The organism is Nakamurella flavida (assembly GCF_030811475.1).
In the GTDB taxonomy this organism is placed as follows: Bacteria; Actinomycetota; Actinomycetes; order Mycobacteriales; family Nakamurellaceae; genus Nakamurella; species Nakamurella flavida.
On the sequence record NZ_JAUSQV010000001.1, the window covers coordinates 1,430,476 to 1,442,835 of the forward strand.

15 protein-coding genes are annotated in these 12,360 nt (G+C 73.5%); 6 read left to right on the forward strand and 9 right to left on the reverse strand.

The annotated features are described in order from the left end of the window. Nucleotides 1-77 precede the first annotated feature (77 nt). The 5 genes from manA to J2S58_RS19180 all read right to left on the reverse strand — a co-directional run bounded on the left by manA (nucleotide 78) and on the right by J2S58_RS19180 (nucleotide 3,840). Nucleotides 78-1,313: a mannose-6-phosphate isomerase, class I gene (manA, locus tag J2S58_RS06355; protein WP_306826683.1), complete on the reverse strand. Its 1,236-nt coding sequence runs from the start codon at nucleotides 1,311-1,313 to the stop codon at nucleotides 78-80. Beyond that, nucleotides 1,310-2,485, reverse strand: coding sequence for a hypothetical protein (locus tag J2S58_RS06360; protein ID WP_306826686.1), 1,176 nt, complete (start codon nucleotides 2,483-2,485; stop codon nucleotides 1,310-1,312). Before J2S58_RS06360 ends, manA begins: the two co-directional genes overlap by 4 nt. Then, nucleotides 2,482-2,706 (reverse strand): Trm112 family protein, encoded by a 225-nt coding sequence (locus tag J2S58_RS06365; RefSeq protein ID WP_306826688.1) that lies wholly within the window; start codon nucleotides 2,704-2,706, stop codon nucleotides 2,482-2,484. Before J2S58_RS06365 ends, J2S58_RS06360 begins: the two co-directional genes overlap by 4 nt. A 321-nt stretch (nucleotides 2,707-3,027) precedes the next feature. After that, nucleotides 3,028-3,381, reverse strand: a complete 354-nt coding sequence (locus tag J2S58_RS06370; protein ID WP_306826690.1) for a DUF3499 domain-containing protein — start codon at nucleotides 3,379-3,381, stop codon at nucleotides 3,028-3,030. 81 nt (nucleotides 3,382-3,462) lie between these two features. Beyond that, on the reverse strand, nucleotides 3,463-3,840 hold the full coding sequence (locus J2S58_RS19180) for a DUF3499 family protein (protein WP_370881835.1): 378 nt from the start codon (nucleotides 3,838-3,840) through the stop codon (nucleotides 3,463-3,465). A gap of 19 nt (nucleotides 3,841-3,859) precedes the next feature. Here J2S58_RS19180 and J2S58_RS06375 point away from each other — a divergent pair, with 19 nt between their 5' ends. Then, nucleotides 3,860-4,849, forward strand: coding sequence for an IS481 family transposase (locus tag J2S58_RS06375; protein ID WP_306826692.1), 990 nt, complete (start codon nucleotides 3,860-3,862; stop codon nucleotides 4,847-4,849). 58 nt (nucleotides 4,850-4,907) lie between these two features. Next, nucleotides 4,908-5,375: a metallopeptidase family protein gene (locus J2S58_RS06380; protein ID WP_205258547.1), complete on the forward strand. Its 468-nt coding sequence runs from the start codon at nucleotides 4,908-4,910 to the stop codon at nucleotides 5,373-5,375. A gap of 21 nt (nucleotides 5,376-5,396) precedes the next feature. Here J2S58_RS06380 and J2S58_RS06385 read toward each other — a convergent pair whose 3' ends face one another. Continuing rightward, on the reverse strand, nucleotides 5,397-5,816 hold the full coding sequence (locus J2S58_RS06385) for a YccF domain-containing protein (protein ID WP_205258546.1): 420 nt from the start codon (nucleotides 5,814-5,816) through the stop codon (nucleotides 5,397-5,399). 8 nt (nucleotides 5,817-5,824) lie between these two features. Then, nucleotides 5,825-6,073 carry a WhiB family transcriptional regulator gene (locus tag J2S58_RS06390; protein ID WP_205258559.1) on the reverse strand — a complete coding sequence of 83 codons (249 nt, stop codon included), beginning with the start codon at nucleotides 6,071-6,073 and terminating at the stop codon, nucleotides 5,825-5,827. Nucleotides 6,074-6,451: 378 nt separating this feature from the next. Between J2S58_RS06390 and J2S58_RS06395 the strand changes: the two genes are divergently transcribed. From J2S58_RS06395 to J2S58_RS06410, 4 genes are read left to right on the forward strand one after another with little or no spacing between them, the layout of a single operon-like run. After that, nucleotides 6,452-7,141, forward strand: coding sequence for a site-2 protease family protein (locus tag J2S58_RS06395; RefSeq protein WP_306826696.1), 690 nt, complete (start codon nucleotides 6,452-6,454; stop codon nucleotides 7,139-7,141). A 60-nt stretch (nucleotides 7,142-7,201) separates the two neighbouring features. Next, on the forward strand, nucleotides 7,202-8,260 hold the full coding sequence (gene cofD / locus J2S58_RS06400; protein ID WP_205258544.1) for a 2-phospho-L-lactate transferase: 1,059 nt from the start codon (nucleotides 7,202-7,204) through the stop codon (nucleotides 8,258-8,260). Next, nucleotides 8,247-9,653, forward strand: a complete 1,407-nt coding sequence (locus tag J2S58_RS06405) for a coenzyme F420-0:L-glutamate ligase (protein ID WP_205258543.1) — start codon at nucleotides 8,247-8,249, stop codon at nucleotides 9,651-9,653. The genes cofD and J2S58_RS06405 overlap by 14 nt, the downstream gene beginning before the upstream one ends. After that, nucleotides 9,650-10,195, forward strand: coding sequence for an NUDIX hydrolase (locus tag J2S58_RS06410; protein ID WP_306826700.1), 546 nt, complete (start codon nucleotides 9,650-9,652; stop codon nucleotides 10,193-10,195). The genes J2S58_RS06405 and J2S58_RS06410 overlap by 4 nt, the downstream gene beginning before the upstream one ends. 117 nt (nucleotides 10,196-10,312) lie before the next feature. Here J2S58_RS06410 and manB read toward each other — a convergent pair whose 3' ends face one another. Further along, a complete protein-coding gene (gene manB / locus J2S58_RS06415) occupies nucleotides 10,313-11,392 on the reverse strand; it encodes a mannose-1-phosphate guanylyltransferase (RefSeq protein ID WP_205258542.1) in 1,080 nt (359 codons plus the stop codon). Nucleotides 11,393-11,459: 67 nt separating this feature from the next. Beyond that, nucleotides 11,460-12,341: a glucose-1-phosphate thymidylyltransferase RfbA gene (gene rfbA, locus J2S58_RS06420; RefSeq protein WP_205258557.1), complete on the reverse strand. Its 882-nt coding sequence runs from the start codon at nucleotides 12,339-12,341 to the stop codon at nucleotides 11,460-11,462. Nucleotides 12,342-12,360: the final 19 nt, after the last annotated feature.

A 12,360-nucleotide genomic window follows, 5' to 3' on the forward strand; every position in this document is an offset into this window, starting at 1 on the left:
CGCGGTCGCCTCCGGGACGGGTGGATCGGTCGCGCGAACCTACCCCCGACCGCACCGCTCGACCCGTCCGGGGCCGGTCACATGCCGTCGGTGGCCCGGAAGACGGTGCCCGACCCCTTGATGCGCACGTCACGGTCCTCCGCGGAGATCCACACCGAATGGCCCTGGGCGATCGTCAGGTCGCGGTCGGCGGCGTCGCGGACGCTGAACTCGCCCTCCACGGCCAGGATCACCTGCGGGCCGGGATGGCTCACGTCCCACTCCGTGCCGTCCAGCTCCAGCCGGGACAGCCGGAACTCCGGGACCGGGGTCGGGTAGACCCGCTCCCCCGGCCGGACCGGTTCACCCCGGAGCACGGGCACGTCGCCCGCGCTGAAATCCAGCACCCGCATGAGCTCCGGGACGTCCACGTGCTTGGGGGTCAGCCCGCCGCGCAGCACGTTGTCCGAGTTGGCCATGAGTTCCACGCCCACCCCGGACAGATAGGCGTGCAGATTTCCCGCGGACAGGAACAGGGCCTCCCCCGGCTGCAGGGTGATCCGGTTGAGCAGCAGGGAGGCCAGCACGCCGGGGTCGCCCGGGTAGCGCTCGCCCAGCTGCAGGGCGGTGCGGTACTCGGTGGCGTACGGCGAACCGGCGGACACCCGCTCCACGCAGGCGGCCAGCACCGCGGAGAGCAGCGGATCGAGCACCGAGGACGGGATGGTGATCAGCGAGGAGAACAGTGCCCGCATGCCGTCGCTGTCGGGTTGCCCGGACAGCAGGGTCAGGTAGTGGTCCAGCTGGGGGACGGCCAGCGCGGCGAGCAGTTCCACCGTGACCCCGGGCTCGCGAAAACCGCACAGGGCGTGGAACTCGGTCAGCGCGCAGATCAACTCGGGTTTGTGCCAGCTGTCCCGGTAGTTGCGGTCCGGCGAGCGCAGGGACAGCCCGGCCGCCTCCTCCCGGGCGAACCCGAGTCGGGCCTGCTCCGTCGAGGGGTGCGCCTGCAGGGACAGCGGCTCGGCCGCGGCGAGCACCTTGAGCAGGAACGGCAACCGCGGCCCGAACGCCTGCAGCACCCGCGGGCCCAGGGTGCCGACCGGATCGGCGGCGATGACGTCGACCAGGGCGTGGCCCGGTGGATCCGGGGTCCCCGTCGGCGCAGCACGCCCGTCCGGGTCGTCCAGCAACCGGGAGGAGTCGGCCGGGTGGGCGCCGATCCACAACTCGGCCTGGGGGTGCCGTGTCGGGCTCGGTTCTCCGGTCAGCTCGGCGATCGCCGTCCGCGATCCCCAGGCGTAGGGACGGATCTGGTTGCGCATGGCCTTCATCGGGCGGGCTCCGTTCCGAGAGCGGCCGTCCACAGCTCGCGGCGGGCCAGACCGTCGGGGGCGTCGAAGGGCGGGGCCACCGCGGCGGCCAGACCGAGGTAGACCGCGGCGAAGTCCAGGCGGACGAGCAGGGACAGGGCGGCGGAGACCCGCTCACCGAGCTGGCCCGGACCCCCCGGCCCGGCCAGTTCGGGCAGGGCCGGCTCGAGCGGGACGGCCCGGGGCACGGCCCGGGAGAGCGCCAGCGCCCGCGGATCGGGCCCGGACGGCGGGATCCACCCGGTGACCAGGACACCGGCCACCCGCTGGGCGACCGCACCTCCGTCGTCGTCCGGGTCCGCGAAGAGATCGGCGGCGGCCACCGGTTGCCCGGCGGCGGCGAGCAACGCAGGGTTGGTCCGCGCCTGGGTGGAGGTCAGGGAGGTCGCCGCGACCCCGGCCAGCTCCCCGAGGGAGCGCACACCGTGCGCGGCGACGGCGTCGCCGACCCGATCGGTGCCGAGCAGGAGCGGCGTGCAGCCGAGCAGGTGATCGGCCAACCGCACGGCCGGGTTGAGGAAGGCGTCTGTCCGCGGGTGACAGGTGAGCGCCGCGGCATCGGCCTCCTCCGCGAGCTCGGCGAGCTCCACCCGCGGGAGCAGGCCCAGCTCGGCGGCGACGGTGAGCAGCACACCCAGCCGGGCCGTCACGGCCAGGGCCTCGGGCGTTGGCAGGGCGGGCACCAGCAACACCGGGCCGGCGGCCTGGGCGACCGGCCCGCTCTGCGACCCCCGGGCGATGGTCCACGCGCCGCGGCGCCGTGCGGTGGTCACGGCGACGGCGGATTCCTCGTCCAGATCCGAGCCGGCGAGCACGACGACCACGTCGAGCGGGCCGATCCATCCGGGAGTGGACCCGGCGGCCAGCACGGGGACGGCCAGCGGCTCGGGCAGCAGACTCACCAGCAGGGCCGTGTCCACGACCGCGTGCGGACCGATCACGACCACGGAACGGGGCCGCTCCGGTGGCGTCGACCGTTGGTCGGCGACGAGATCCCGGACCTGACCGACCGCGGCGCGCCACTGCGCCCCCGCGCCGGCCGCCGAGCGCAGCAGGGCGAGCGTGTCGAATCGGGTCAACGCATCGGCGTCGTGCAGCAGATCGGCGTCCGGCACCCCGGACCGCGCGGTCACGGAGCCGCCGGACCGGGGTCGGCGTCATCCAGCAGCAGGACCGGGATGCCGTCACGGATGGGGAACGACCGGCCGCACTCGGTGCAGATCAGCACCGGCCGCGGGTCACCGCCGACCTCGCCCGCGGCCGCCTCGTCGAGGCGGAGAGGTGCGTGGTGCTCGGCCGGGCAGGCCAGGACCTCCAGCAGCAGGGGGTCCAGTCCGGCATCGGTGCGGGGCATCGGGTCCTCCGGTGGGTCGGGTGCGGGAGCGGCACGGGCGGCCCCGGCCGGGGTGGTCGGACCGGACCGCCCGGTCTCGGACAGGTCGGCCACGAACCCGGTGGGTAATGCCGAGGCAAAGGAACAGTGACCCCGAGGCTACCGGCCCAACCCGACACACACCCCCCTCCGGGCGGGTGACGACCGGATCCGCCGGGCTGCTCCGGTCAGGTCGGACACCCCCGACGGGTGCACACCGGCCCCGCCGAGGCGCGGGGGGGCGGGCAGCACAGGACCGGGAACCGAACGGCCGGACCGAGCGGGCGCACGCCGCCGCGTCGATCAGACCTCGGGGAAGCGCAGCACCCGCAGGTGACCGCGCTTGTCGCCGCCGGCCGGGGGCGGCTCGGCGGCGGGCGGCTCGGCCCGGCCGGCCTCGCGCACGGCGTCGGCCAACGCCTCCAGGTCGTCCGCACGCGGGCCGGCGGAGAGCAGTTCACCGTCGGGCCGGACCACGTCCCAGCCCTTGGGCGCCGTCAGGTGCTCGGCGTGGAAGGCGCAGAGGTCGTACGAGTGGGGCTCGGCCGCCGTGGCCAACGGGCCGACGACCGCAGTCGAATCCGCGTACGCATAGGTGAGGGTTGCCACCGCGCCATGGGTGCACCCCGTACGCGAACACCGACGCAACCTGGCCACGCCGGGGACGATAACCCGGCGCGGCGTCCCGGGGACACTCGGCGCGCCGCCACGCCGGGGGCGTCGGCCACCCGGCTCGGGTCACTCGAGGTGCACCACCACCCGGTCGGCGGGGACGACCGGCCGGGCGGCATGCCCGGAGCAGAGGCGGTAGCTGTGGGACGCCGGAGGGCCGGCGGACGGGCCAGGGATCAGCGGGCCGATGAAAGCCGTGGAACGGACATGGTCGTAGACCAGGACCGCGGTCCCCGGCCGGTCGCAGCCCGTCCGCGAGCACCGCTGCACCCCGTCCACGCCGGCACGGTGGGCCACGGGCCCCCGCTCCGGCGTCGGTGGACACGGCGGCGCCGGGACCGGGCGCGGCCCGGCGCCTAGATGTAATGCCCACGAGGGTTGTTGACAGTTGGGTCTGGTGATCGGGGAGACCTCCGGGTGAAGGTGTGGGTGCTGACGCCTCACCGACAACCCGGAGGTCTCGATGTCCCACGCTAATGCCCGTCTGACCGTTCACGGCCGTGCTGAGCTGATCCGGCGGGTGATCGAGCAAGGACGCCCGGTGGCCCACGTGGTGGTCGAGATGAACATTTCCCGCGCCACGGGCTACAAGTGGTTGGCCCGTTGGCGGGCCGAAGGTCCGGCCGGACTGATCGATCGATCCAGTCGGGCGCACCGGCTGCCGGGCCGGACCCCGCGCGGACTGGAGGACAAAATCCTGGCGGTGCGCGCCGCGCGCAAGCTCGGACCGGCCCGGATCGCACCGTTGGTGGGTTTGGCGCCCTCCACGGTGCACGCGGTGCTGCGCCGTCACGGCATGCACCGACTGGCCTGGATGGACCGCCCCAGCGGGGTGGTGATCCGCCGCTACGAGCGGGCTGCTCCCGGGGAGCTGCTGCACGTGGACGTCAAGAAGCTGGGCGCCATTCGGCAGGGCGGAGGGTGGCGGGTGCACGGACGCGGATCGCTCGAGCACCTCGCCGCGCAGGCCGCCCTCAAAGCCGGCCGGCGAGCCGGCTACGACTACGTGCACTGCGCGATCGACGACCACACCCGACTGGCCTACGCCGAGATCCACCCCGACGAGAGCGCGGTGACCTGCGCGGCTTTCCTGCGTTCGGCTGCGGCCTGGTTCGCCACCGTCGGCGTCACCGGCATCCAACGCGTGATGACCGACAACGCTCTGGCCTACCGGCGGAGCCAGGCCTGGCGGCAGCCGCTGGCCGACGTGGGCGCCCAAGCCCGCTTCACCCGCAACTACCGACCCCAGACCAACGGCAAAGCCGAACGGTTCAACCGGACCCTGGCCGAAGAATGGGCCTACGTCAGGCCCTTCGCCAGCTCAGCAGAACGCGCTGCGGCCTTGCCCGAATGGCTCCACACCTACAACCATCACCGCAACCACACCGCCCTGGGCGGAAACCCACCCATCAGCCGCACGACCGTCAGCAACCCACCTGGGCATTACACCTAGACTCCGGTTCGCTGTCGGGCGGATCGTCCCGGCCGGACGGGCGGGGAGGTGGTGCGCGATGTCGCAGGACGCGACGGCGCCGCGCCGCGCCGCACGACGGCTGCGCGACCGGCGTGGCCGGGGGATGCGCGGTCCGCTGCTGCCGACCGATCTCCCGGGGGCGCGGACGCGCGCCGAGCAGTTCGACCAGGTCGTGCTGGAGGCCGTGGCCGACCTCGAGGAGCGCTGGCCGGACGAGCTGCAGGGTTTCGAGTTCGCCGTCGACGAGGTGCCGACCGTGCCCGCCGACGGCGGGGTGCCGGCCGCGGACGACGTGGTGCAGGACAGCGGGGTGCCGTTGACGCGGTTCATCCCGCCGGGGGTCGACCAGAAGGGCCGACCCACCAAGGCGCGGATCGTGGTCTACCGGCGGCCGCTGGAGATCCGGTCGGCCGACGCCGGGGATCTGAGTGATCTGGTCGCCGAGGTCCTGGGCGAGCAGGTGGGCACCATCCTGGGGCACGACCTGGACGACTCCGCCGAGTGACCCGCCCCGGGCCGACCGGGGTCAGCGGACGAACGGGGCGGCGTGGGTGCCGGTGGCGTAGCTCGCGTCGGGCAGGTCGACGATGTCCTTGCCCAACGGGGCGATCGAGACCGGTATGAGCTTGAAGCTGCCCAGGCCGAGCGGGATGCCGATGATGGTGACGCACATGAGGATCCCGGTCACCAGGTGGCCGATGGCCAGCCAGAGGCCGGCCACCAGGAACCAGATGACGTTGCCGATGAAGGACGCGGCGCCGGCGGTGGACCGGTTCACCACGGTGCGGCCGAACGGCCAGAGCGCGAAGCCGGCGATCCGGAAGGAGGCCAGCCCGAACGGGATGGTGATGATCAGGATGCAGCAGACGATGCCGGCCAGCACGTAGGCGATGGCCATCCAGAACCCGGACAGCACCAACCAGATGACGTTCAGCAGCAGGCGCACCGGACCGGTCAGCCGGCCTGGCGCTTGAGCCGGCGACGCTCGCGCTCGCTCAACCCGCCCCAGATGCCGAACCGCTCGTCGTTGGCCAGCGCCCAGGTCAGGCACTCGGACCGGACCTCGCAGCCGCTGCAGATCTTCTTCGCCTCCCGGGTGGACCCACCCTTCTCCGGGAAGAACGCCTCGGGGTCGGTCTGGGCGCAGAGCGCCCGGTCGTGCCACTCCGGCTCCCCCTCGCCCGACGGCACGAGTCCCAGCATGACCGGCTCCCCCAGAAACGTCACCGACAGTCGTCCTCTCCGGATGGTGCACCGGCCGTGAAACCAGTGGATCGACGATGTCGTCCGGGCCCGGCGGGCCGTACCCTCTCACCGCGAGGGCTGCGCCCCCGCGCCCATGAGACCCGTCCCGAAATCAGCTGTTTCACCCTGCTGAGGCCCGGGAACGGTGAATGACACCGATGTGATTACACAGGTGTGTCCAGGCATCCGTCAAGCTCAGGACCGTGCTATGGCCGGTTCGAGAACCCCGTCCTGCCCACGTCCCCCACCTGGCCCATCGAGCCCCTCACCAGCGGTCACACTGGAACCATGAAACGCTCGGCCGTCGGGTCATGGATTTTTCCGGGAGTACTCACCGTGACCGCTGCCGCGGCCGTGGCCGCCCAGTCGGGAACCGGTCCCACCGGTCTGTGGGTGTTCCTGGTGGTGCTGGGTGGCTGGATGGTGACGTTGTGCTTGCACGAGTTCGCCCACGCGGTGGTCGCCCTGGCCTGTGGTGACACCTCCGTGCGCGCCCGGGGCTATCTGACCCTCAATCCGCTGCGCTACACCAACGCGACCTACTCGTTCGTCATCCCGCTGATCCTGCTGGCGGTCGGCGGCATCCCGCTGCCGGGCGGCGCCGTCCTGGTCGAACCGCACCGCTTCCGCAAGGTCTGGTACGCCACCCTGGTCTCCCTGGCCGGTCCACTGACCAACGCGCTGGCCGGGGTGGTGCTGGCCGCCGCGTCGGCCGGGCTCGCGTCCCCGCTCGGGGCGGCCCTGCAGTTCCTCGCCCTGCTCCAGTTCGTCACCGCGGTGCTGAACCTGCTGCCGGTGCCGGGCTTCGACGGATTCGGCGCGCTGGAGCCGTACCTGGCCCCGGCGACCAAGGCGCGCATCGCCCCGATCCGGCCGTGGGCACCGCTGCTGCTGTTCGTCGTGCTGTTCTCCGTGCCGCAGGTCTCCGGGGTCCTGTTCGACGCCGGGGCCTGGCTGCTGTCCGCCGCCGGGGGCAGTCAGTACCTGGCCGCGGTGGGTCAGTCCCTGTTCCGCTTCTGGGCCTGACGCCGGCAGCGCGATCCGGTGCGCGGGGCCCCCGCCCCCGCTGTGGCACCATCGATTCCCGTGAAGATCTGCGTGGTGACCGGTGGCGTGGGCGGGGCCCGATTCCTGCTCGGCGTCAAGGCCTTCCTCGGGTGGGACCCGACCGGACCGGCCCCGGACCCCGGCCCGGACGGGCCCGCGGACACCGTCACCGCCGTGGTCAACACCGCCGACGACATCCGCCTGCACGGCCTGCAGATCTGCCCGGACCTGGACTCCTGCCTGTACACGCTCTCCGGGGCCGCGGACACCGAACGCGGCTGGGGCCGGCAGGGCGAGACCTGGACGGTGTCCGGCGAGCTGGCCGGCTACGGCGCCGAGGCCCCCTGGTTCTCGTTGGGCGACAAGGACATCGCCACCCACCTCGTCCGCACCCGGATGCTCGACGCCGGGTACCCGTTGTCCGCGGTCACCGCCGCCCTGGCCGGCCGCTGGCGGCCCGGGGTGACCCTGCTGCCGATGAGCGACGACCGCGTCGAGACCCACGTGGTCGTCGAGGACCCCGACCACGACCCCGCGGACGGCACCGAACCCGCGCTGATCGCCCTGCACTTCCAGGAGTGGTGGATCCGGCACCGCGCCGGTCTCTCCCCCCGGTCGATCACCCCCATCGGCGCCGACACCGCGACCCCCGCTCCCGGGGTGCTCGACGCGATCGCGGAGGCCGACATCGTCCTCATCGCCCCGTCCAACCCGGTGGTGTCGGTGGGCACGGTGCTGGCCGTCCCCGGCATCCGGGAGGCGTTGCGCACCACGGCCGCCCCGGTCGTCGGGATGTCGCCGTTGATCGGCGGGCGACCCGTGCGTGGACACGCCGACGCCTGCCTGGCCGCCATCGGGGTGGACAGCACCGCCGAGGCCGTGGGCCGGCACTACGGGGCCCGGTCGAGCGGGCAGGGCGGCAGGGACGCCGCCGGCGACGAGGTGGGGGGGATCCTCGACGCGTTCCTCATCGCCGAGGAGGACAGCGCCGAGATCCCCGGCGTGCAGGTGGTGCGCGCCCCGCTGCTGATGACCGACCCGAACGCCACCGCCGCCATGGTGGCCCGTTGCCTGGACGCGGTCGATGTCCGACGCTGATCGGTCCCCGGCGGTCGACGACGCGGGCCGCACCGCCGTCGCGCTGGCTCCCCCGGCCGCGGACGGGCTGCAGATCCTGCCCGTCCGCGGGCTGCCGGACTTCCGGCCCGGCGACGACCTGGCCGCCGCCCTCGCGCACGCCGCCCCGTGGGTGCAGGACGGCGACATCCTGGTGGTCACCTCCAAGGTGGTGTCGAAGGTCGAGGGGGCCCTGGTCCCCTCCCCCACCACCCAGCCGGAACGGGAGGAGTTCCGCCGCCGGCTCATCGACGAGCACACCGTCCGGTTGGTCGCCCAGGTCGGCCGGACGAAGATCGTGGAGAACAGCCTCGGCATCGTCGCCGCGGCCGCCGGCATCGACGCCTCCAACGTGCGGCTCGACGAGATCGCCCTGCTGCCCACCGATCCGGACGCCTCCGCCCGCGGGCTCCGGGCCGCCTTCGCCGAGCGCGGGCTGACCGTCGGGGTGGTCATCACCGACACCCAGGGCCGGGCCTGGCGGACCGGGGTCACCGATGTGGCCATCGGGGCCGCCGGGTGCACCGTGCTGCAGGACCACCGCGGCGGCGTGGACGCGTTCGGCAACGAGCTCGTGGTCACCGAGGTGGCTGTCGGGGACGAGCTGGCCGCGGCCGCCGACCTGGTGAAGGGCAAGCTCTCCGGCGTCCCGGTGGCCGTGGTCCGCGGGCTGACCGTGGTGCCGCGCGACGGCGACGCGAGCGCCGCCCGGGCCACCGGCGGTGCGCAGGTGCTGATCCGGCCGGCCGCGGAGGACCTGTTCCGGCTGGGCACCGATCTTGCCGTGCAGCAGGGGCGCCGGGAGGCCGTCCTGGTGCGGCGCACGGTCCGGGAGTTCACCGACGCACCGGTCGACCCCGCCGTCCTGGAGACCTGCGTGCACACGGCGCTGACCGCTCCGGCCCCGCACCACACCGACCCGGTGCGCTTCGTGCACGTGCGGGACCGGCGCGCCGACCTGCTGGGCGCGATGGCCGGGGCCTGGCGGGCCGACCTGCGCGCGGACGGGTGGGACGACGAGCGCGTCGAGCGCCGGGTGCACCGCGGCCGGGTGCTGGAGCAGGCGCCGGAGATCGTGGTGCCGTTCCTGACCGGCGACGGCCGGCACGACTACCCCGACGACCGCCGGCGGGCCGCGGAGGATGCGATGTTCCTGGTCGCCGGCGGGGCGGCGGTGCAGGGCCTGCTGGTCGCGTTGGCCGCGCACGGGCTGGGGTCGGCGTGGATCTCCTCCACCCTGTTCTGCCCCGACGTGGTGCGCAGCGCGCTGGACGTGCCCGCCGACTGGTCGCCGCTCGGCGCGGTGGCCGTCGGCCATTCGGCCGCGCCGCTCTCCCCGCGGGAGCCGCGGGAGCACGGGCTGGTGCGGCGGTGACGGTCGCCGGCCAGCACGCCGACGCCACCGCGGTGCTCACCGACTGGGTGGCCCCGACCCGGGAGCAGGGGGCGCTGCGGGAGGCGTTCCTCGGCCTGCTCGCCGCCCGGGACGATGCCACGGCCCGCTCCTGCGTGCCCGGTCACCTGACCGCCAGCACCGTCGTGCTCACCGCCGACCGCCGGCGGGTGCTGCTGACCCTGCACCGGCGGCTGGGCCGCTGGCTGCAGCTGGGCGGACATCTGGAGCCGCAGGACGCCGATCTCGCCGGCGCCGCCCTGCGGGAGGCCACCGAGGAGTCCGGGCTGGCCGGACTCGTCCTCGACCCGACCCCGGTGCATCTGGACGTGCACGCACTGACCTGCTCGCTCGGCGTGCCGACCCGGCACTTCGACGTGCGCTACCGGGTGTTCGTGCCCACCGACGCGGTTCCGGTCGCCTCGGCCGAGTCCGACGACCTGCGCTTCTTCCCCGTCGACGCCCTGCCCGCCGGTACCGACGGGTCGCTGCGCGACGCGGTGGCGGCAGCGCAGCGCCCCTGATGACCCGGGGCTGACCCCCGCACGGATGACACCGACCCGGCCGCCCCCGACCCCGGAACGCCGCGAGCCCCCGGCACCGGCGGGTGCGGGGGGCTCGCGGATCGAACGGGGGCCGACTCAGACGTCGGCGGAGAACCGCACGCCGTGCTCGGGGATCTCGACCCCGGGCCACACCCGCAGCCCGCCGCGCAGCTCGCACCCGGCCCCGATGACGGCGCCGTCGCCGATGACCGCGTCCTCCACGACCGACCCGGCGCCGATGCGGGCGCCCTTGCCGATCACCGAACGGTTGATGCGGGCGCGCTCGCCGATCACCGCGTCGTCGAAGACGACGGCGGATTCCAGCACGGCGGCCTTCTCCACGGTGGCGTTGGCGCCGACGGTGCTGCCGCCGCCCAGGACGACGTCCTCGGCGATGGTGGCGCCGGACAGCACCAGGTGCGCGCCGGGCTCACCGGGCAGCGCGCCGGTCGGGGCCGTCCCGGTGACCAGGTCGGCGCTGCCCTGCACGAAGGCGGCCGGGGTACCCAGGTCGAGCCAGTAGGTGGAGTCGACGTGCCCGAAGACGCGGGCACCGGACTCGAGCAGACCGGGGAAGGTCTCCCGCTCGACCGAGACGACCCGACCGGTCGGGATGGCCTCGAGCACCGTCCGCTTGAACACGTAGCAGCCGGCGTTGATCTGGTCGGTCGGCGGGGCGTCGGTCTTCTCCAGGAACGCCTCCACCCGGCCGTCGGCGGCGGTCGGCACGGAGCCGAAGGCCCGCGGGTCGGGCACCCGTACCAGGTGCAGGGTGACGTCGGCCTGGTTGTCCGCGTGGGTGGCCAGCAGGGCGTTCAGGTCGACCCCGGAGAGGATGTCGCCGTTGAAGACCAGGGCGGTGTCGTGGCGGAGCAGGCCGGCCACGTTGCGGATGGCCCCACCGGTGCCCATCGGCTCGTCCTCGACGACGTACTCGATGTCCAGCCCGAACGCGGACCCGTCCCCGAAGTACTCGGTGAACGTCTCGGCCTTGTACGAGGTGCCGAGCACGACGTGCTCGATGCCGATGTCCCGGATGCGGGACAGCAGGTGCTCCAGGAACGGCACACCGGCGGTGGGCAGCATCGGCTTGGGGGCCGACAGGGTGAGCGGGCGCAGGCGCGTGCCCTTGCCCCCCACCAGCACGACGGCGTCGACGGGGTTCTTCAGGCTCATCGCTGCGATCCTCTCGGCAGGGCGGGACGGTGCGTAGTGTGTCGCATCCGTTCGGTGGCGCAAGGGCTCAGCCCTGGGCTCCGGCGGCACGGGCGACCGAGATCACGTACTGGCCGTAGGGCGACTTGGCCAGGGCGGTGCCCAGGGCCAGGCACTGCTCGGCGTCGATGAACCCCTGGTGCAGGGCGATCTCCTCGAGGCAGGAGATCCGGATCCCCTGCCGGTGCTCGAGCACCTTGACGAACTCCCCGGCCTCCAGCAGCGAGTCGTGCGTCCCGGTGTCCAGCCAGGCGAAGCCGCGACCCAGATCGTGCAGGGACGCCTTGCCCTCGGCCAGGTAGATGTTGTTCAGGTCGGTGATCTCCAGCTCGCCGCGCGCGCTGGGCTGCAGATCGGCGGCGTGCCGGACCACGGCGTTGTCGTAGAAGTACAGCCCGGTGATGGCCAGGTTCGACTTCGGCTGCGCCGGCTTCTCCTCGATGGAGATCAGCTTGCCGTTCTCGCCGACCTCGCCCACGCCGTACCGCTCGGGGTCACGCACCGGGTAGCCGAACAGCACGCACCCGTCGACGGAGGCGGCCGTGGCCAGCAGGGTCTGCGAGAAGCCCTGCCCGTAGAAGATGTTGTCACCCAGCACCAGGGCGACGGAGTCGTCGCCGATGTGGTCCCTGCCGATGCGGAACGCCTCGGCGAGCCCGTTCGGTTCGGGCTGCTCGGCGTAGGTGAGGGTCAGGCCCCAGTCGCTGCCGTCACCCAGCAGCCGCCGGAAGCCGGCGTTGTCCTCGGGGGTGGTGATGACCAGGATGTCGCGGATCCCGGCCAGCATCAGCACCGACAGCGGGTAGTAGATCATCGGCTTGTCGAACACCGGCAGCAGCTGCTTGGACACGGCCTTGGTCACCGGGTGCAGCCGGGTGCCTGCTCCGCCGGCCAGGATGATGCCCTTCACACGCTGCTCCTTCATCGGT

Coding starts and splice junctions, on each gene's coding strand:
- manA (WP_306826683.1), bottom strand. CDS start 1,313: ATGAAGGCCATGCGCAACCAGATCCGTCCCTACGCCTGGGGATCGCGG.
- J2S58_RS06365 (WP_306826688.1), bottom strand. CDS start 2,706: ATGCCCCGCACCGATGCCGGACTGGACCCCCTGCTGCTGGAGGTCCTG.
- J2S58_RS06375 (WP_306826692.1), top strand. CDS start 3,860: ATGTCCCACGCTAATGCCCGTCTGACCGTTCACGGCCGTGCTGAGCTG.
- J2S58_RS06380 (WP_205258547.1), top strand. CDS start 4,908: ATGTCGCAGGACGCGACGGCGCCGCGCCGCGCCGCACGACGGCTGCGC.
- J2S58_RS06390 (WP_205258559.1), bottom strand. CDS start 6,073: ATGCTGGGACTCGTGCCGTCGGGCGAGGGGGAGCCGGAGTGGCACGAC.
- J2S58_RS06405 (WP_205258543.1), top strand. CDS start 8,247: ATGTCCGACGCTGATCGGTCCCCGGCGGTCGACGACGCGGGCCGCACC.
- manB (WP_205258542.1), bottom strand. CDS start 11,392: ATGAGCCTGAAGAACCCCGTCGACGCCGTCGTGCTGGTGGGGGGCAAG.